Annotated in this window: 22 protein-coding genes and 1 pseudogene; 17 read left to right on the forward strand and 6 right to left on the reverse strand. The window is 71.7% G+C overall.

Going from position 1 to position 18,187, the window contains the following annotated elements:
* Positions 1-250 precede the first annotated feature (250 nt).
* From ACEZDE_RS17875 to ACEZDE_RS17900, 6 genes are all read left to right on the forward strand, one after another.
* Entirely contained in the window at positions 251-451 is a 201-nt protein-coding gene (locus ACEZDE_RS17875; RefSeq protein ID WP_380537282.1) for a hypothetical protein, read from the forward strand.
* Position 452: 1 nt separating this feature from the next.
* Positions 453-980: a DUF6879 family protein gene (locus ACEZDE_RS17880; protein ID WP_380537283.1), complete on the forward strand. Its 528-nt coding sequence runs from the start codon at positions 453-455 to the stop codon at positions 978-980.
* Positions 977-1,819 carry a helix-turn-helix domain-containing protein gene (locus tag ACEZDE_RS17885; RefSeq protein ID WP_380537284.1) on the forward strand — a complete coding sequence of 281 codons (843 nt, stop codon included), beginning with the start codon at positions 977-979 and terminating at the stop codon, positions 1,817-1,819. The genes ACEZDE_RS17880 and ACEZDE_RS17885 overlap by 4 nt, the downstream gene beginning before the upstream one ends.
* An 87-nt stretch (positions 1,820-1,906) precedes the next feature.
* On the forward strand, positions 1,907-2,128 hold the full coding sequence (locus tag ACEZDE_RS17890; RefSeq protein WP_380537285.1) for a hypothetical protein: 222 nt from the start codon (positions 1,907-1,909) through the stop codon (positions 2,126-2,128).
* Positions 2,125-2,322 (forward strand): hypothetical protein, encoded by a 198-nt coding sequence (locus ACEZDE_RS17895; protein ID WP_380537286.1) that lies wholly within the window; start codon positions 2,125-2,127, stop codon positions 2,320-2,322. Before ACEZDE_RS17890 ends, ACEZDE_RS17895 begins: the two co-directional genes overlap by 4 nt.
* A gap of 1,306 nt (positions 2,323-3,628) precedes the next feature.
* Positions 3,629-3,769, forward strand: coding sequence for a hypothetical protein (locus ACEZDE_RS17900; protein WP_380537287.1), 141 nt, complete (start codon positions 3,629-3,631; stop codon positions 3,767-3,769).
* Between the two features lie 30 nt (positions 3,770-3,799).
* On the opposite strand, the gene ACEZDE_RS17905 is transcribed toward ACEZDE_RS17900, so the two are convergent.
* The gene (locus ACEZDE_RS17905) at positions 3,800-4,069 is read right to left on the reverse strand and encodes a DUF6479 family protein (protein ID WP_380537288.1); all 270 of its coding nucleotides are present in this window, start codon (positions 4,067-4,069) and stop codon (positions 3,800-3,802) included.
* Between the two features lie 127 nt (positions 4,070-4,196).
* Positions 4,197-4,562 (reverse strand): annotated as a pseudogene (locus ACEZDE_RS17910) (DoxX family protein).
* Positions 4,563-4,665: 103 nt separating this feature from the next.
* Here ACEZDE_RS17910 and ACEZDE_RS17915 point away from each other — a divergent pair.
* The gene (locus ACEZDE_RS17915) at positions 4,666-5,139 is read left to right on the forward strand and encodes a winged helix-turn-helix transcriptional regulator (protein WP_380537289.1); all 474 of its coding nucleotides are present in this window, start codon (positions 4,666-4,668) and stop codon (positions 5,137-5,139) included.
* Between the two features lie 97 nt (positions 5,140-5,236).
* On the forward strand, positions 5,237-5,863 hold the full coding sequence (locus ACEZDE_RS17920; protein WP_380537290.1) for a hypothetical protein: 627 nt from the start codon (positions 5,237-5,239) through the stop codon (positions 5,861-5,863).
* 12 nt (positions 5,864-5,875) lie between these two features.
* On the opposite strand, the gene ACEZDE_RS17925 is transcribed toward ACEZDE_RS17920, so the two are convergent.
* The 4 genes from ACEZDE_RS17925 to ACEZDE_RS17940 form a co-directional block, all read right to left on the reverse strand.
* Entirely contained in the window at positions 5,876-6,388 is a 513-nt protein-coding gene (locus ACEZDE_RS17925; protein WP_380537291.1) for a hypothetical protein, read from the reverse strand.
* Between the two features lie 197 nt (positions 6,389-6,585).
* The gene (locus ACEZDE_RS17930) at positions 6,586-7,497 is read right to left on the reverse strand and encodes a hypothetical protein (RefSeq protein ID WP_380537292.1); all 912 of its coding nucleotides are present in this window, start codon (positions 7,495-7,497) and stop codon (positions 6,586-6,588) included.
* A 257-nt stretch (positions 7,498-7,754) separates the two neighbouring features.
* Entirely contained in the window at positions 7,755-7,958 is a 204-nt protein-coding gene (locus tag ACEZDE_RS17935; protein WP_380537293.1) for a cold-shock protein, read from the reverse strand.
* Positions 7,959-8,395: 437 nt separating this feature from the next.
* On the reverse strand, positions 8,396-10,501 hold the full coding sequence (locus ACEZDE_RS17940) for a transglycosylase domain-containing protein (protein ID WP_380537294.1): 2,106 nt from the start codon (positions 10,499-10,501) through the stop codon (positions 8,396-8,398).
* Positions 10,502-10,860: 359 nt separating this feature from the next.
* Here ACEZDE_RS17940 and ACEZDE_RS17945 point away from each other — a divergent pair, with 359 nt between their 5' ends.
* The 9 genes from ACEZDE_RS17945 (at position 10,861) to ACEZDE_RS17985 (ending at position 18,187) form a co-directional block, all read left to right on the forward strand.
* Positions 10,861-11,949: a molybdopterin-dependent oxidoreductase gene (locus ACEZDE_RS17945; RefSeq protein WP_380537295.1), complete on the forward strand. Its 1,089-nt coding sequence runs from the start codon at positions 10,861-10,863 to the stop codon at positions 11,947-11,949.
* Complete coding sequence (locus ACEZDE_RS17950; RefSeq protein ID WP_380537296.1) at positions 11,946-12,449, forward strand: hypothetical protein; 504 nt, start codon at positions 11,946-11,948, stop codon at positions 12,447-12,449. Before ACEZDE_RS17945 ends, ACEZDE_RS17950 begins: the two co-directional genes overlap by 4 nt.
* A gap of 82 nt (positions 12,450-12,531) precedes the next feature.
* Positions 12,532-14,412 (forward strand): molybdopterin-dependent oxidoreductase, encoded by a 1,881-nt coding sequence (locus tag ACEZDE_RS17955; RefSeq protein WP_380537297.1) that lies wholly within the window; start codon positions 12,532-12,534, stop codon positions 14,410-14,412.
* Between the two features lie 90 nt (positions 14,413-14,502).
* Positions 14,503-15,168, forward strand: a complete 666-nt coding sequence (locus ACEZDE_RS17960; RefSeq protein WP_380537298.1) for a fasciclin domain-containing protein — start codon at positions 14,503-14,505, stop codon at positions 15,166-15,168.
* Between the two features lie 98 nt (positions 15,169-15,266).
* Positions 15,267-15,854: a sigma-70 family RNA polymerase sigma factor gene (locus ACEZDE_RS17965; protein ID WP_380537299.1), complete on the forward strand. Its 588-nt coding sequence runs from the start codon at positions 15,267-15,269 to the stop codon at positions 15,852-15,854.
* Positions 15,851-16,618 (forward strand): anti-sigma factor, encoded by a 768-nt coding sequence (locus tag ACEZDE_RS17970; RefSeq protein WP_380537300.1) that lies wholly within the window; start codon positions 15,851-15,853, stop codon positions 16,616-16,618. The genes ACEZDE_RS17965 and ACEZDE_RS17970 overlap by 4 nt, the downstream gene beginning before the upstream one ends.
* 63 nt (positions 16,619-16,681) lie before the next feature.
* Complete coding sequence (locus tag ACEZDE_RS17975; RefSeq protein ID WP_380537301.1) at positions 16,682-17,338, forward strand: LysE family translocator; 657 nt, start codon at positions 16,682-16,684, stop codon at positions 17,336-17,338.
* Positions 17,339-17,393: 55 nt separating this feature from the next.
* Positions 17,394-17,633, forward strand: coding sequence for an RNA polymerase subunit sigma-70 (locus tag ACEZDE_RS17980; RefSeq protein ID WP_380537302.1), 240 nt, complete (start codon positions 17,394-17,396; stop codon positions 17,631-17,633).
* A gap of 2 nt (positions 17,634-17,635) precedes the next feature.
* Complete coding sequence (locus tag ACEZDE_RS17985; RefSeq protein WP_380537303.1) at positions 17,636-18,187, forward strand: Clp protease N-terminal domain-containing protein; 552 nt, start codon at positions 17,636-17,638, stop codon at positions 18,185-18,187.

The raw sequence follows: 18,187 nt of genomic DNA on the forward strand, positions 1-18,187 counted from the left end.
TTCCCGGCGGCAGGTGAGCCCGGAGGTGCTGCCGACGGCCTTGGCGCAGCCTTCCGACTACGCCCGCAGCCAACCCGGCGATGTCCCGGTCGACCTCCTCAGCAGGTTCGACTTCCAGTCTGCACCTGCTCTCCGCAGCACTGCGTGCTGGGGCGGCGCGGCGTGGGCGGTCTTCTGATTCTCGCCCTAACAGCGCTACGGTGCGCAGCAGCCCGGTAACGCATCCGGGATCGAGCGAAAGGTGATCACCATGAAGCTCACGTTCATCGGCACGACCTCGCAGGACGGCGAATGCCCGACCCTGTACGAGACCGACGACGGCCGCTACGTCGTCCAGGGCGACCGCCTCACCGACTCGGAGGCGCTGGAGCAGCTGCGGGACGTCAAGGACTCCGAGACGTTCGTGATCGTCCCGCGCGACCTGCTCACCCGCTTCGCGCCGAAGGCGTGACGTGCGGCAACTGCTCCCCTTCAGCGACATCGCGCACCTGTTCAAAGACTTCGAGCACACCGCTTGGAGACTGGAGAGCAGGCGTACCTACGCCGCTGACCTGGTCACCGACGACTTCCGCGCGTTCCTGCAAACCGGTGCCGTACCGCCGGTGGCCGACAGCCCGTGGGTGCTCAACGTGACCCGGCAACAGGCCCTCGGCAAGCGGTTCGAGCGGGTACGCATCGTGGATGAGCCGATGACCGACAATCAGCGTTTCCTGCTGGTCAGCGCGTTGGGCCGTCCCGAGGACATCAGGATCCTCGGGCGGCGCAAGGCTGAGGAGTTGAAGCTGCCCCAGGCCGACTTCTGGCTGTTCGACTCCAAGGTCCTGGCACGGCTGCACTTCGACGGCTCGGACCGCACGCTCGGTGTCGAGCTGATCGAGGATTCGGCCGAGGTGCTCGGTGCGTGCCAACTCAGGGACGCCGCTTGGCACTACGCACAGCCTGCGCAGGTGTTCGCGGCGGCGGTACCTTCAGCCATGTGAGCACCGACTTCCAACAGGCCCGGGTCACCCTCGGCGCGCGGCTCCAGGAGCTTCGCGCCGAGGCCGGCATCACTGGACGCCAGCTCGCCGAACGCCTCGGCTGGCCGCAGTCGAAGGTCTCCAAGCTGGAGACGGGCAAGCAGACCCCGACCGCCGAGGACCTGCGCGCCTGGGCTGACGGTGTGGGCGCTCCCGACGTCGCCGCCGAGCTGGTCGCCCGCCTGCGCGGCTTCGAGACCCGGTACCGCACCTGGAAGCGCCAACTGGCCTCCGGCCACCGGGCCCGCCAGGAACTCGGCACCACCGAGCTGTCTCGCAGCCAGACGGTGTGCTGCTACGAGCCCGCGATCATCCCCGGCCTGATGCAGACGGCCGACTACGCCCGGTGCGTCTTCACCAGGAACGCCGACTTCCGCGAGACGCCCCGCGACACCGAAGACGCCGTGCGGGCCCGCCTGAAACGGCAGGAAGCCCTGTACGACCGCGACCGCCGCTCCCACTTCCTCGTCTGGGAAGCGGCCCTGCACACCCTGCTCAGCCCCCGTCAGATCATGGCCTCGCAGCTCGACCGGCTCGGCGGACTGATCGGCCTGGACACGGTCTCGCTGGGCATCATCCCGCTACGCGCGCCCATGCGCCGCTCACCCGGACACGGCTTCATGATCTATGACGAGCGCCTGGTGACGGTCGAGACCCTCAACACCGAGATGTGGCTGGACGACGCGGCGGATGTCCAGCTGTACCTCAAGGCCTGGGAGTGGCTGAACGACACCGCGGTCTTCGGTCGCCAGGCACGGCACCTGATCTCACTTGCACAGGCCGCCCTCGAAGCTCCGTGAGAATCCCGGCGAAGCACGCCCCGCGGCAGGCGAATATCTGAGAATCAGTGCCCATACGGTGAATCGCCAGTCCCTAACGTGCTGGTCATGGCAGATATCGCGGCCACCGCGCCACCTCAGCCACCCGTCCAGCCGCTCCCGGTCGACGCCTCCACTCTGCTCCAACTTCAGGGCCGAGCCTGCATTGCCTGCGGCACCACCGCGGGCCCGCTGACCGCGGCCGGCCACGTCTACACCGGCACCCCGCAGGGCGGTCGCCTCGGCTGGGCCGTCGTCGCCTGCCCCGAGCACCTCGGCGGCGCCGTATGAGCACAGCCTTGGTGCCGCCGAACACCGGCTACCCGGCCGACTACATGCAGGCCGAGTGCCAGGTCGGCTACACAGACCCGGAGTTCGTCCACGGCTGCCCCAAGTGCCCAGCCCCCGGCTACCGGCACCCGGTGCTCGGCTGGCAAGCCCGACCGTGCGCCTGCCCGCACCACGCCGAAGGAGGCCCATCGTGAGCGACACCGGGATCCCGGCGGACGCCACCGCCGCAGGCCACTGCCACCGCTGTGGTACCTGGTCCAAGTCAGCCCGGATCGTCGCCGAGATCCACAGCGACTCCGGTGCAGGCGCGACCGTCGTGCGTTGTCCAACGGACTGCCCGCGGCCGATCAGGCACAGCCGGTCCAACCGTGCCCGGACGTACCAGTTGTAGGCCTCGGCCGCCCCACAGACGGCCGTCCGGGCAACCAACGTCCCCCGGACGGCCACCATCCTGGAGGAACCCGTGCCCGACGTCCTCGGCCCTGCCCGCCTCGTGCAGTCGCGCACCGGGTCGGTGCCGGTGACGGTGGAGTGGACGGCGACGGGGATGTTCGATGGCGAGTAATTGGGATGTGACTCCTGCATCGCAGGCAAGGGGCATGGCCTTGCGGGCCCTTGTGGGATGTCCGTGTGTGCCGCGGTCAGGCGAAGATGCTCTACCCAATTGCGATGATCGGGATCAGGACGAGTGTCCCGGTGACCGCTGTGGCGACGAGGGCGTGTTGCCAGGGGCGGGTGCGTTTCGGGGCGGCCCATGTGGCGATCTCACCTATGAGTACCGCGGTGAGGAGCCACAAGGCTGCCTGGTCCCGCGTGCTCGATTCGAACGCGTATATGTAGTGCACCCGCCCTGTGCCCCCCTTGATCAGGTTGCACACCCTAGCGGGCTGGTGCGGGCTGCGGTATGCGGGTGCGGGTGCGGGTGCGGGTGCGGGTGCGGCGAAGACTTCCACGGGGACGCCTGGGTGGGTCGGTAACTGTTCGGTTACTTCCTCCATGGAACGTACACAACTCTGGAAGGGTTGCGCCCCTCGACCATCCAGGGAGCAGCTTGTGTCCAACTACCCCACTCCGCAAGGGCCTTGGCAGTTGCCGCCGACGCGGCCGGTTACTGCTCGGCGTAAGTGGAAGATAGCCGGGATCGGCTGTGGCGGACTGCTTCTGCTGTTCGTTGGAATCGGTGCCATCGGGGCCGCCGTCGATCCCCCGAAGACGGTGCCCTCGGGCGCGACTCGGCCGGTGGCGGTCGGCAGTAGGAGTGGGACGTTGTCGCCGGGGTCGGGGGCCGGCGTCAGTGCGCCGAGTTCGGCGGTGGTGCCGACCACGGTCGCGCCGACGTCGAGTCCTACTCCGGTTCACACCGTCAAGGCCGCGCCGAAGGCGACCCACGCCGCCGCGACGCATGCGGCTACCCATGCTGCGACCCATCAGCCGAGTTCTGGCGGGGGGACGAGCGGAGGGACGAGCGGTGGCGGGTCAGGGGCCGGGGCGGGTGGTGGCGTGCTCAAGTCCCCGTCGGGGAATTTCTACCGGGCGGGGGAGTTCTGCCCGACCAAGGACGCCGGGCTCTCGACCGTCGACGCCCATGGCAACACCATCACCTGCGGGATGGTGAGCGGGCGGTACCACTGGCACTACTGAGCCCGCCCCCGCCCTGCCCCCGACCCCCGGCTAGGGACGCAGGTTCACGTAGTGGCTGGGGACGGTGGCGTCGCCGTGGGGGGCGTGGCCGGGGGTGCTCGGTGGGGTGGACCAGGCGTCGCGCTCGGGGGAGTGCGGGGTCGGGTCCGGGCGGGGTTCGCGCTCCTTGCGGCGGGAGCCGAGGACGAACGCGAGGATCAGCACCGCGATGATGACCACACCGACGACGGTGCCGACGGTGACGGCTTCTGCGCCGGTGAGGGCCGATCCCCCGGCGGCGGTCGAAATCGAGAGAAACATGGGACTCTCCTCTCGTATGAGCGAGTCCGTGCGTCTTCGCAGTTCCAGGCTATGCCCGGGGAGGGCGGAGAGGTAGCTTCCGGCGGGGCGGGCAAGGCTTTGGTAATGCGGGGGCTCATCTGCTGGTTCACAGCCAGATGGTGCCCAGCCAGGCAGCCGCGGCGGCCAGCAGCAGGAGGCCGATGTTCAGTCCGATCTCCCGGACCTCGCCGCGGGACAGGTGCAGCGTCATGCCGCCGATCTGCACCACGGCCAGGCCGACCGCGGCGGCGAAGGCGAGGAAGGCCGCGATGCCGGTGAGCGGCGGCAGGACCAGGCCCAGCGCGCCGAGGACCTCCACCGTCCCGATGGCCCTGACCAGCGGCATCGGCACCTGGTCGACCCAGCCCATCATCGGCCGCAGCTGCTCCTGGCTCTGCAGCAGCTTCTTGCCGCCCGCGTAGGCCTAGAACAGCGCCAGCAGCCCGGCGACGATCCAGTAGGCGACGTGCACGGGGGACCTCCGATGGTTACGGATCGTAAGTTGCCCCATCATGAGTCACTGGAGCGGGGCCTACAAAAGGCACACGGATGTGAGCTACGCACAGGGAGCTGTCATGGCGCGGGCGCAAGCGCGGGAGCAGGCGCGGTACGAGCACACCTGCATGATCCGCGGGGACGGCGGCCGGACCGTCCGCGCCGTCCTGGACCGGATCTGCGACAAGTGGACGATGCTGATCGTGGCCACGCTGGACCAGGGGCGGATGCGCTTCACCGAACTGCAGCGGCACATCCCCGGCATCTCGCAGCGGATGCTCACCCTGACCCTGCGGAATCTCGAACGGGACGGGCTGGTCTCCCGCACCGCCTACGCGGAGGTTCCGCCGCGGGTCGAGTACGAGCTCAGCCCGCTGGGCAAGAGCCTGATCCCGCCCGCGCTGGCGCTCGCCGGCTGGGCCATCGAGCACAACGCGGAGATCCTGGCCAGCCGAGCCGCGTACGGCGCCAAGGAGTCGCCCGACAAGGAACAGTCCGACAAGGAACGGCCCGCCGTGGAACAGCCCGCCGAGGAGTCCGCCCAACAGCCGTGACCGGTGCTGGGGCTGCCGGGTGGAACCGGGTCTGGGTGAGGTGCGTCCGAGCGCTGACGGTACGAACAGGTGCGTACGTACGTGGGAGGCGGTCGTGATGGTGGGACGGCGGAGGATCAACCCGGTGGTCGCGGTGGCCGCGCTGGCCCTGGCTCCGGCGCTGGTGGCGGGGGTCGCGGGCTGCGGCGGTCCGAGGGCGGGCGACCCCGGGCCGGTGGCCCTGGTGTCGGCGCCGGGCAGTCCTTCGACGCCGGGGGCGGAGCCGGGCACGGGGGCGACGGTGCCGGACCGCTGTCCGGCCGGCATGCCGAAGACCCTGGTCACGAACGAACCCGGGGCGGACCACTCGCTGGTCCCGCAGTCCGCGGACCGGCTCCGGCTGTGCGCGTACCGGCCGACGGACGCCGATCCCGCGCCGGTCCGCCTCGCGGTGCAGGTGCTGGTCACCGACCCTGCCGTGGTCGAGCGGCTGCGGTCGGCCCTCGACCGGGCCGAACCGCCGCCCAGCGGCACGTACAACTGCCCGGCCGTGCGCGGGTACGCGGTGCTGGAGGTCTTCTCCGACACCGCACGGACCCGGATGGTGGAGGTCGACCAGCAGTTGGACGGATGCAGGCCGGCGACCAACGGCCGCTACGAGGCCTGGTCCGGCCCCGCCGCTCCGGCGGAGGTCGTGACGTCCCTGCTGCCGGCGGCCTACCGGAACGAAGCCCCCAGGCAGTGAGGGGCCCCGGGGTCAGGACTGGGGCCCGACCAGGCAGTCGAAGCTGCCGCTGCCGGTGGTCAGCACGGCTCTGAGGCCGTGGTCCCGGGCGAGCGCGGCGGGCAGGGCGATGGCCTCGACGCCCACCGGGACCTGCCGGGTGTCCGGCCGGGAGCCCTTGGCGGGGACGGAGGCGCTGGTGGCCAGCGTGCCGCCGAGGGTGATCAACCCGGTCCAGCTGGTGGCCCCGCCGGGGTCGACCCGGTACTCCAGGGTGCACACCGGCGGAACCGGCGCACCCGGCGGCGGGGGCCAGGGCGCGCCGGGTGGTGGCAGCGGGGGCATCAGCCGCGGTTGCGGGAAGACGGCGGCCCGGGGCTGTGTGGTGCTGGTGGCCTGGGCGGGCGTCGAGTTCTGGCCCATGGCGATGATGACGAGCAACGGCACGAAGAAGACCAGCAGAGCTGCGATGCCCGTGGCTAACAGCCAGCGGGACCGGTGCTCCGGCGGCTCCTGGAACGGCTCGGACGACCTGGTGAACGCCATGCTCGGAATCCCCTTGCGACACGTGTTCGCGTCAGACTCGCAGGATCGGTGGCGCGCGTCGCCGGTTGTCGCCGGTTGTTGCCGGAACGTGACGCCTGGGACGCGGAAAGTCGCGAGGGGTTCCCGAGAGATTCCAAGAGGTAGGCCAACTGGCCAGTCACAACTGGCCAGTTGATGCTAAATCAGTTGGTGACGGATCAGTTGGTGACGGTGAAGCGGTGCTTGGCGCCGAGCGCGGTCAGCGACTCCCGGCCCGGGATGCCGTTGACGTCGGCGCCGGTCCAGCCCAGCCTGTGCGCGTCGCTGTAGCGGCGCTGCCAGGCCGCGTACGCCGTGACGGTCTCGGTGCCGTAGCTGCCGTCGACCCAGCGGGCGGCGAGCAGGCCCTCGGCGGCGAGGGCCTGCTCCACCGGCAGGACGTCGGCCCGGTGCAGCGCGGAGCCCTGCGGGGCCGGGCCGTCGTGCGCGGCGGCGGCGATGACCGCCGCGAGCGAGACGGCCGGGACGCCGGCCTGCGGCTTGCCGGGGGCGGGCGGGGGAGTCGGGGCGGTCGGCGAAGGGGCGGCGGGGCCGGTCCAGTGCCAGGCGGGGACGGCCTTGCCGCCGCGCGGGTCGGCCGGGTCCGCGGTGGGCGGGCAGTGGCCGTCGGCGAAGCGGGGGGCGAAGTAGCCGACGACGTACGGGTCCCGGCGGGCGTGGGTGTGCGACCAGACCCCGTTGCCCTGGCCGTTGTCGGCCGCGCCTGCCTTCACCGAGTTCCCGCCCTTGGTCCTGACCGTGGTCGCGTCGAAGCCGACGACCAGCTCGCAGTGCCCGTTGCCGAAGTCGGTCCAGGCGCCGACGCTCGGGTACTCGGACCACTGGCTGTGCGACCGGGCCCAGTTGGCGAAGACGACGACGTTGTCGACCTTCGGCACGATCGAGGTGAGCCCGGCCTCGTGGTACATGTCCCAGGCCCAGATCACGCACCAGGGCACCAGGTTCTCGCCGAACTCGCGGCCCCACTGGGTGTCGTTGTCCCAGCCGCCGTGCGGGTCCCAGCCCTCGTAGACGCGCTCGGGGACGGATTCGACGTGGTCGATCAGGGTGCGCCACTGCGGGTCGGTCATGACGGGTCTCCCGGCTCGGTCGAGGGCTGGACGACGTCGCCGTCCTGCCTCAGCAGCGTCGCGAAGTCGTCCCGCGGCGGTGATGCAGTGACCGGTTTCGCCCAGGAAGGGCCTCAAGTGTTCCGAATCGGGGCGTGCCGGGGATCGATATCGTTCACATCTACGCATATCGGCGCAGATGAAGTCGCCGTCACGCGCGGACGCCCCGTGCGCGGCTGTGTGAGCCGCGGACGGGGCGTCCGTTTCCTGCGGGTGCGTCAGGCCGGGACGATGTTCTCGGCCTGCGGGCCCTTCTGGCCCTGGGTGACGTCGTAGTTCACCTTCTGGCCCTCCTGGAGCTCACGGAAGCCCTGGGCACTGATGTTGGAGTAGTGGGCGAAGACGTCGGGGCCGCCGCCGTCCTGCTCGATGAAACCGAAGCCCTTTTCGGCGTTGAACCACTTCACGGTGCCACTGGCCATGCTTGTTCTCCTTGCGAGGGCAGTTGCATCAGCGCGCGCTCTGTGCGGGCACCATGTCTCCGAGCGACCCTCCGGGAGCACCGTCGCGGGCAGCGAAAACGCCCGTGATCAGCGATCACGGGCGAGAAGGTCTCGGGAACCACGACTGCTACTGAGCATCACGCTACCTGCGAATGTGCGACCTCGCCGTCGGGACACGTCCGAAGGGGGTGGAACCGGCGTGTCGGCCCTCGGACAGCACGCCGCCGCACGCCGCGCACGCCGTCCGGCCGCACGCCGCTGCCGCGCGCCGAGCACGCCGCCGCCGCGCCGCCGCGCGGCCAGGCGGGCGCGCCGGACCCGGGCGCGCCGGACCCGGGCGCGCCGGACCCGGGCGCGCCGGACCCGGGCGCGCCGGACCCGGGCGAGCCGGGTCCGGCGCGGGTCCGGCCACGGCCTCAGGGGCTGGACGGCTTCGCCCCGCCCGGCAGCGGGACCAGGTTGAACTGGCCGAACGGCACCCCGGCCAGCGCGCCGGACATCGCGTCGTGCCAGATCGGCCCGGCCAGCCCGCCGCCGGTGACCACGTAGGGAATGTGGCCGCCGATGCTCTGGCCGTCGTCCAGGTCGGTGACCTTGAGGCCGGTGTCGCTGAGCACCGTGGCGCCGGCCAGCTCCGGGGTGAAGCCGACGAACCAGACCTGCTTGCTGCCGTTGGTGGTGCCGGTCTTGCCCGCGCTGGGACGGCCGTCGGCGAACTTCACCGGGGTGCCGGTGCCGTCCTGGACCACACCGTTGAGCATGGTGGTGATGTCGTCCGCGGTGGTCTGCGACATCACCTGGTTGCAGTTCGGCTGCGGGACCGAGAGGCTCTTGCCGGTCGGGCCGGTGACCGAGGTGATCGCGGTCGGCGAGCAGTAGGTGCCGCGGGCCGCGAAGGTCGCGTAGACGTTCGCCATCTGCAGCGGGGTGAGGTTGTTGGTGCCCAGGGTCAGCGACTGGACCTGCTGGATCGGGGCCGGCGAGTAGGTCTTGGTCTTCTTGTCGTAGGTCTGCATCGCCTGGGTGGTGATCCCCAGCTTGTTCATCATCTTGACCACGTTGCAGAGGCCGGCCTGCGCCTCCAGCGGCACGAAGTACGTGTTCACCGACTGCGCCATCGCCTGCGGCATGTTGAACGGGCCGACCAGGCTGGTCTCGTCGTTGCGGTCGCCGGGCTGGGGCACGAGGGTGTTGCCGTCGCAGTCCGTCATCTGCGGGTAGTCCGCGGAGTACGGCGAGGCGTAGGTCTGGTCCATGCCGATGCCCTGCTCCAGCGCCGCCGCCGCGGTGATCGGCTTGAAGGTGGAGCCGGTCTGGAATCCGCCGCCGCCGCCCATCGACTGGTCCACGTTGTAGTTCAGCGTGGTCTGGTCGGCCCCCGCGCCGGTGCCGTACGGGCGGCTCTGGCCCATGGCCAGGATCTTGCCGGTGCCCGGCTGGACGATGGTCATCGCCGCCGCCGCCTTGTCCCCGGCGTTCACATGGCCGGTGACCGCGGCCTGGACCGCCTTCTGGTCCTTGGGCTGAAGAGTGGTGTGGATCTTCAGCCCGCCCTGGTCCCACACCTCCTGCCGGATCGCCGCGGTGGCGCCGAAGGCCGGGTCCTGCAGCACGATGTGCTCGACGTAGTCGCAGAAGAAGGCCTCGCCGTGCTTGGCGTCGGTGCAGCCCTGCGGCAGGCTGGTCTTCAGCTTCAGCGGGGTCGCCTCGGCCGCCTTGGCCTGGGCCGGGGTGATGCTGTGGTACCTGGCCATCGCGTCCAGCACGGTGTTGCGGCGGGCCAGCGCGGCGACCGGGTGGGAGATCGGGTCGTCCTCGCTCGGGGACTGCACCAGACCGGCCAGCAGTGCCGCCTGCGGCAGCGTGAGCTGGTACGCGTGGACGCTGAAGTAACGCTCGGCGGCGGCCTCGATGCCGTAGGCCTGGTTGCCGAAGAAGGTGATGTTCAGGTAGTCCGCGAGGATCTCGGCCTTGGTGTGGGTCTGCTCCATCTTGATGGCGTACTTCAGCTCGGTGATCTTGCGGCCGGTGGTCTGCCGCACCGCCTCGGCGAGCTTGACCGGGTCGTTGCCGGCCTTCTCGATCCCGACGTTCTTGATGTACTGCTGGGTCAGCGTCGAGCCGCCCTGGGTGCCGCCGCTGGAGTCGGCGTTGTTGGTCAGGGCGCGCAGGGTGCCCTTGAGGTCGATCGCGCCGTGCTGGTAGAAGCGGTTGTCCTCGATGTCGATGAGGGCGTTCTGCATCACCGGGGCGATCTTGCTCAGCGGGACCACGGTGCGGTCGCGGGAGTAGACGGTGGCGATCACGCCGCCGTCGGCGTCGTAGATGGTCGACGCCTGCGACAGCGGCGGGGTGATCAGGTCATCCGGCAGGTTGTCGAACTCGTCGACCGCGGACTTGGCGCCGAAGCCCACGGAACCGACCGCGGGCAGCGCGATCCCGGCGACGAGGGCGCCGGCCAGGACGCTCGCGCCGAGCAGGCGGAAGCCGAGGCCGACGGAACGGAGAGCGGGGTGGGACATGAAAGGACTTCCTGGGCTCGGGTGCGCGAGGGAGGGTCTTCCTGGGCTCGGTCCTCGATCGTATGCAGGCTTTCTGTGAGTGGAACCGCGGAGCGGCCGTCCCGGCTGGGTTCCGGGCCCAGCTGTTGCAGGGTTGTGACACGGCGGGGTCGCGGCGTAGGAATTCCGTAAGCACGTCGGTCGGGGACGGCGGCGGGTCCTGGCTGTCTGATGGGTGGGTGCCAAGAAACCCCCTTCCGTCCCCTCCGCGCCTTCGGCTTCCGCGGGTTCCGCGTCCGCCGCGGCTGCCGCGTCCTCCGCATCCCTCGGAGGTCCAGGCCGCCTTCAGCTCCAGGCTGCACCAGCCGCGGACCGCCGTGATGATCGGGCGCTGGCTCGGCGCGGCCTTCGTGGTGTGCTTCGTCACCGGGCTGTTCAGCCACACCCTGCAGGACCCGCCCGGGTGGCTCAGGGACCACCTGCCCAGCCGCCCGGTGAACGGCTACCGGGTCACCCAGGGCCTGCACGTGATCAGCGGGATCGCGGCGATCCCGCTGCTCGGGGCGAAGCTGTGGACGGTCTACCCCCGGCTGTTCGCCTGGCCCCCGGCGAAGAGCGTGCTGCAGGCGCTGGAGCGGCTGGGCATCGTGCTGCTGGTCGGCTCGGCGCTGCTGGAGGTCTTCACCGGGCTGCTGAACACCCTGCAGTGGTACCCCTGGCCGTTCCCGTTCCGGCAGACGCACTTCTGGCTGGCCTGGATCGCGATCGGTGGGCTGCTGCTCCACATCGGGGCCAAGTGGCCTGAGATCGGGGCGAACTGGCGCAGGGTCAGGGCGGAGGCGGGGGCTGCTGCGGGAAGTGGGGCTGGGCCTGCGGTGGTGCCGGGGCGGCGGGCGTTCCTGGGCGGGGTGGCGCTGTCGGTGCTGACCGTCACCCTGGTCACCGCCGGGCAGACGGTGCCGTGGCTGCGGCGGCTCGACCTGCTGGCCCCGCGGCGTCCGGACATCGGCCCGCAGGGCCTGCCGGTCAACCGTACGGCGCAGGCGGCGGGCACCGAGCGGGTCTCCGGCGCGGACTGGCGGCTGGTCGTCGCGGGGCCGCGCCCGTACACGCTGACCCTGGCCGAGCTGGCCGCGCTGCCGCAGCACACGGCGCGGCTGCCGATCTCCTGCGTGGAGGGGTGGAGCGCGTCCGCGCAGTGGACCGGGGTGCGGGTCCGCGACCTGCTGGCGCGGGCCGGTGCGGACGGGTCGGCCCGGGTCCGGGTGGTCTCGCTGGACCAGGGCGGCGCCTACGGGGTGACCGAGATGGAGGCCTCCTACGTGCGCGACCCGCTGACGCTGCTGGCGCTGCGGGTCAACGGGGAGGTGCTGGCGGCCGACCACGGCTACCCGGCGCGGATCATCGCGCCGAACCGGCCCGGGGTGCTGCAGACGAAATGGGTGTCCCGACTGGAGGTGATCGCGTGACGGCGTCGCGGCGGCGGAATCCGGTGGGGGAGTGGCTGCGCTCGGTGGCGTGGCCGTCCGGGCAGGCGGTGGCGCGGGGCCTGGTGCTGGCCTGCGGGTTGGCGCTGGTGGGCTTCGGGGTGTCCGGGTTCCTGGGCGAGCCGTATCTCAACGGTCAGCGGTTCCACGTGCTGGTCTGGGGCGCGGGGGCGATCGTGCTGCACGACGGGGTGTGGATGCCGATCGTGCTGCTGGCGGTAGCCCTGCTGGTAAGGGCGGTGCCGGGCCGGGTGCGCGGCCCGCTGGTGGTCGGGCTGATCACCATGGTGACGCTGACCGCGATCGGGCTGCCCGCGGTGCTGCGGGAGAACCAGCACAAGGGCAACGCGACGCTGCTGCCGTTGCCGTATCTGCGGAACTGGCTGCTGTTGATGGCCGGTGTCGGCTGTGCGACGGCGCTGGGGGTGGGCGCGGCGTGGTGGCGGGGGCGCGGGCGGGGTCGGGTGCGCGGGCGGGGCTGAGGCCCAAGGTGCCGCCGGGGTAGGTGGGGAGGCTGGGGCAGCTGGGGCCAATCCGGGGGGAGGGCGGTTCCGAATCGCACGTGTGAGCGGAAAACGAGACACCACGGAGGAATCCGGCAGGACCCGGGTGCGGCGGCTGGTGGCCGCGGTCCCGTGGCTGCGGGTGGCGCTGGCCGCGTTGAGCGGGCTGGTGGCGGCCTTCACCGCGTTGGCGGTGGCGGAGTTGGTGTCCTCGGCGATCCGACCACAGGCGAGTCCGGTCACCGCGGTCGGCGGGGCGGTCATCGACCGCACGCCGGGACAGGTGAAGGACTTCGCCGTCCGGCACTTCGGCACGAACGACAAGCTGTTCCTGCAACTCGGCATCCTCGCCCTGCTGGCCGGCTTCGCGCTGGTCATCGGGGTGGTCGCGTTGCGGTGGCGACGGGTCGGCACGAGCGGAGTGCTGGTCTTCGGGCTGCTCGGCGCTGTCGCGGCGGCGTCCCGACCGGACGCGGGCCGGTGGGACTGGATCCCTTCCGCGGTCGGGGCGCTGACCGGGGCCGCGGTGCTGTACTTCCTTGCGGGGAAGCTGCGGATCACGGCGGGGGCCGCCACCGCGGGGGCCGCGACAGCGCGGGAGCCCGGAGCAGGGGAGGGGGCGGGGCCCGGGGGGCGCGGGCGCGCGGGCGCGTGGGGCCCCGGGACAGGGGTTGCGGGGGAGCGGGGAGTTGAGGCAGGGCCGGTGGCGGTGCGGGAGTCCGGCGCCAAGCCGGGACCTGAGGGCGAGGTGGAGCCTGAGGCCACGGCAGCGCCTGCGGCTGAGCCGGAGCCGGAGCCCGTCGCCGCGGCAGAGCCCGTCGCCCAGCCGCAACTTGCCTCCCCCGCCGGGACGTTCGATCGGCGCGGGTTCATGGTGTTGGCGTTGGCGGCGTCCGCGCTCTCGGCTGGGGCCGGGGTGTTGGGGCGGCGGTTGAACGCCGACAGCGGGGCCAGGGCCGCCGCCGAGCGGGCGTCCGTGGTGCTTCCTACGCCAGGCTCCCGCGCTGCCCCGCTGCCGCGCGGGGTGGATCTCAAGCTGCCCGGACTCAGCCCGTTCACCACTCCCAACCCCTCGTTCTACCGGGTCGACACCGCCCTGGTCGCGCCCGACGTCAACGCCGAGACCTGGCGGCTGCGGATCCACGGCAAGGGCGTCAGCAAGGAGTTGGACCTCGGCTACCGCGACCTGCTCGCACGGGAACTGATCGAGCGTGACATCACCCTGACCTGCGTCTCCAATGAGGTCGGCGGCCCCTACCTGGGCAACGCCCGCTGGATCGGCGTGCCGCTGGCCCCGCTGCTGCGGGAGGCCGGGGTCCGTCCGCCCTCCCAAGGCGGCCCCGCCGACCAGCTGTTGGCTCGCTCGGTGGACGGGATGATGATCGGCAGCCCGGTCGACACCGTGATGGACGGGCGGGACGCCATGCTCGCGGTCGGCATGAACGGCGAGCCGCTGCCCTTCGCGCACGGCTTCCCGGTGCGGATGCTGGTACCCGGGCTGTACGGGTACGTCTCGGCCTGCAAGTGGCTGAAGGACCTGGAGCTGACGGACTTCGCCGACTACGACGCCTACTGGGTGCGCCGCGGCTGGTCCCAGCGTGCCCCGATCAAGACCGAGTCGCGGATCGACACCCCCAAGCCGTTCGCGCAGCTCAGCACCGGCAAGGTGGCCGTCGCCGGGGTCGCCTGGGCGCAGCACAAGGGCATCGAGCGGGTCGAGGTGCGGGTGGACGGCGGAAAGTGGCAGGTCGCCGACCTGGCCGCGCAGGACACCGTGGACACCTGGCGGCAGTGGGTCTGGCAGTGGCCCGCCACGCCCGGATCGCACCAGATCGAGGTCAGGGCGACCGACCGCACCGGCTACACGCAGACCGACGCCCGGGTCGGCACGGTGCCGAACGGGGCGACCGGATGGCATTCGGTGGTCGTGTCCGTCGGCTGACGAATCACCAGAAATCATAAGAAAAGCACCAATCCATCTCTTTCCCGGCCACGAATGACCTAGGAGAGACCGGCCATAAAGGAGACAGTCATGAACACGCATGCCAACCGCACCACGCGCGCCGTCCGGATAGCCGTGGCCTCGGCCGCGGCCACCGGCCTGGTGATCGGTGTGGCCGCCTGCGGCAGCAGCGGCAGCAGTTCGGCCGGAGCGTCGGGGAGTTCGGTGGCGACCTCGGCCGCACCGTCCTCGCCCGCCGCGGCGAGCCCGGCCGCGGACAAGCCCTTCGGCTCGGCCTGCGCCACCGTCCCGGCGACCGGCGCGGGCAGCTTCAACGGGATGGCCCAGGACCCGGTGGCCACCGCCGCCTCCAACAACCCGCAGCTGACCACCCTGGTCGCCGCGGTCAAGGCGGCCGGCCTGGTGGACACGCTCAACAGTGCGCAGAACATCACCGTGTTCGCACCGGACAACGCGGCCTTCGCCAAGATCCCGAAGGCGACCCTGGACAAGGTGCTGGCCGACAAGGCCATGCTGACCAAGATCCTGACCTACCACGTGGTGGGCCAGAAGCTCACCCCGGCGCAGCTGGCCAGCGGCAGCCACCCGACCCTGGAGAAGCAGTCGCTGACCACCGCGGGCAGCGGCGACATGTACAAGGTGAACGGCACGGCGAACATCGTCTGCGGGAATGTGCAGACATCGAACGCCAATGTCGAGATCATCGACACGGTGCTGATGCCCCCGGCGCAGTAGCCGACCCGGGACGGTCCGGATGAATGTCCGTCCGGACCAATCCTTTCGGGTGGCAGCCCCGAATGATGGGTGCACACCCGTATCCCCGGAGGCAATGCATGCACGCGGCAGCACAAGGCGACCAGCCCGCGGTCCCGGGTCCCGGCGCTCTGGAGACCCTGCTCGAACGCGTCTCCAGGGGCGATCAACGGGCCTTCGAGACCGTCTACTCGGCCGTCGCCGGACCCGTCCTCGGGCTGGTCCGCCGACTGCTCCGGGATCCGGCGCAGTCGGAGGAAGTGGCCCAGGAGGTGCTGATCGAGGTGTGGCGCTGCGCCGCCAGGTTCGACCCCGACAAGGGGAGCGCCATGTCCTGGATCATGACCCTGGCCCACCGCCGCGCGGTGGACCGGGTGCGCTCGGCGCAGGCTTCGACCGACCGGGAGCACCGGGCCGCCGCCCGCGACCACACCCCTGCCTTCGACGAGGTCAGTGAGCAGGTGGAGCGCCGGCTCGAACGCGAGCAGGTGCGCCGCTGCCTCAGCTCGCTGACCGAACTGCAGCGCGAGTCGGTCCTGCTCGCCTACTACCGCGGCTGCACCTACCAGGAGACCGCCGACCTGCTCGGCGCCGCCCTGGGGACTGTCAAGACTCGCCTGCGGGACGGACTCATCCGCCTCCGCGACTGCCTGGGGGTGACCGCGTGACCAGTGCCGACCTGCACACGCTGACCGGTGCCTACGCGCTGCACGCGCTCTCCGACCGTGAGTCGGAGGAGTTCGCCCGGCATCTGGCCGCTTGCGCGGCCTGTGCCCAGGAGGTGCGGGAGCTGGAGGAGACCGCGGCCCGGCTGGCGCTGGCCGCGGCGGAGACCCCGTCCGGTGACTTCCGGGCCCGGGTCATGGCGGCCATCCCCGAGGTGCGGCAGCTGCCGCCGCTGGTGCCGGTGGACGTCTCGTCCTGGTCGTCCGCTTCGAAGCGCTGGCGCCGCTGGCGGCGGGCCGTGCCGCGGCTCGCGCTGGCGGCCTGCCTGGTGCTGGCCGTGGCGGCGGGCGGGATCGCGGTCAACGCCGAGAACCAGGTGCAGCAGGAACGTACCCGCTCCGCGCAGATGCAGTCCGAGGCGTCGGCGCTGAGCGCGCTGCTCGCCGCGCCGGACGCGACCTTCCACACCGGGCAGGTGAAGGGCGGCGGCAGCAGCACGGTCGTCAGCTCGGACGCGCTGCGGCAGACCGCGTTCGTCTACCGGGGGCTGGCTCCGCTGCCGTCGCACAAGGTCTACCAGCTCTGGTACAGCAAGGACGGGCGGATGGTCTCGGCCGGGCTGGTGCCGTCCGGGGCGGTGGACGGCGCGACCATGCTGACCGGGACGCCCGGCGGCGCGAACGGGGTGGGCGTGACGGTGGAACCGGCCGGGGGCTCGGTCCGGCCGACCACCGCACCGGTGCTGCTGCTGCCGCTGACGGCCTGACGGCCTGACGGCCTGTCCACCCGTGCACCGGGCCGCGGAGCCGCGTCGGTAGGCTGCGCGGGCATGGACGCCTCTGCCGCCCTCTGGTCGTTCGCGCTGGTCGTCGGCCTGCTGACGGTCACCCCCGGGCTGGACACCGCGCTGATACTCCGCACCGCCGCGCTCCGCGGCCGACCGGAGGCCTGGGGTGTGGTCGCCGGAATCCAGGCCGGGACCCTCAGTTGGGGCACGCTCAGCTCGCTCGGGGTGAGCGTGCTGCTGACCGCGTCGCAGACCGCCTACGACGCGCTGCGGCTGGCCGGGGCGGCGTACCTGCTGTGGATGGGCGGCCGGATGCTGCTCGGCAGCCTGCGCCGGGACAGGGACGGGAACGGCGGCGTCGACGCCCACCCGGACGTCGCCGAGGAGCGGGACGGGCCCGGCGGGGTGCTGCTGGGGTTCCGGCGCGGGCTGCTCACCAATCTGCTGAACCCCAAGATCGGCGTCTTCTATGTCGCGGTCCTGCCGCAGTTCATCCCGGCGGGCGCGTCGCACCTGGCCATGGGGGTCCTGCTGACCTGCGTGCACGTGGCCGAGGGGGTGCTCTGGTCGGCGCTGCTGGTGGGGTTCGCCGGGGTGCTCAGGGGCTGGCTCCGCCGCCCGGCGGCCCGGCGGGTGCTGGACCGGGTGACCGGTGTGGTCGTGGTCGGCTTCGGGCTGCGGCTGGTGCTGGGCGACTGAGCCGCACTGTCAATGAAGGTTGACGGCGGCGCGATCGTCAATGTATGTTGACGGCATGAGCGAGACGAGACAGCTCGCGGACGACGCGGGCAGCAGGGATCCGGCCGTCGGCCTCCGGGCCGTACGGGCGCTGCGGGAGCTGGCCGAGCGGCTGGAGCAGCTGCAGGTCGGCAACGCCAGGGCGCAGGGCTGGTCCTGGCAGGACATCGCGGTCTGCCTGGGCGTCAGCAAGCAGGCCGTGCACAAGAAGCACTCCCGGCGCGGGCCGGGGCTGTTCGGGAAGGGGGAGGAGTAGCCATGTTCGAACGCTTTACTCAGGCCGCGCGGAGCACCGTGGTCGCCGCCACCGAAGAGGCCCGCGGGATGAGGCACGACTTCGTCGGCACCGAGCACCTGCTGCTCGGGCTGCTGCACCAGCCGGACTCCCCCGGGGTGGCGGTGCTGGTCCGGCACGGCCTCGACCTGGACACCGCCGGGGCGGCCGTCCAGCGGCTGCTGCGGGTCGGCGGCGAGGAGTTGGACGGGGACGCGCTGGGGGCCATCGGGATCGACCTGGACGCGGTCACCGAGCGGGTCGAGGCGGCCTTCGGCGCGGGTGCGCTCAGCCGCCCGTCCGGCGCCGCGGGCCGGGGCCGGGCGCGGACCAGGACGCCGTTCACCGAGCGGGCCAAGCGGAGCCTGGCGCTGTCGCTGCGGGCCGCGCAGGGCCGCAAGGACGACCATCTCGGCCCGGGGCACCTGCTGTTGGGGCTGATCCGGGAGGGCGGAGGGCTGGCCCGGGTGGTGCTGCGGGAGCACGGTCTCGACCTGGCCGAGCTGGAACGGGCGGTCGAGGCCGCCCCGATCTGA

It is taken from the genome of Streptacidiphilus cavernicola (genome assembly GCF_042510955.1).
Classification (GTDB): domain Bacteria; phylum Actinomycetota; class Actinomycetes; order Streptomycetales; family Streptomycetaceae; genus Streptacidiphilus; species Streptacidiphilus cavernicola.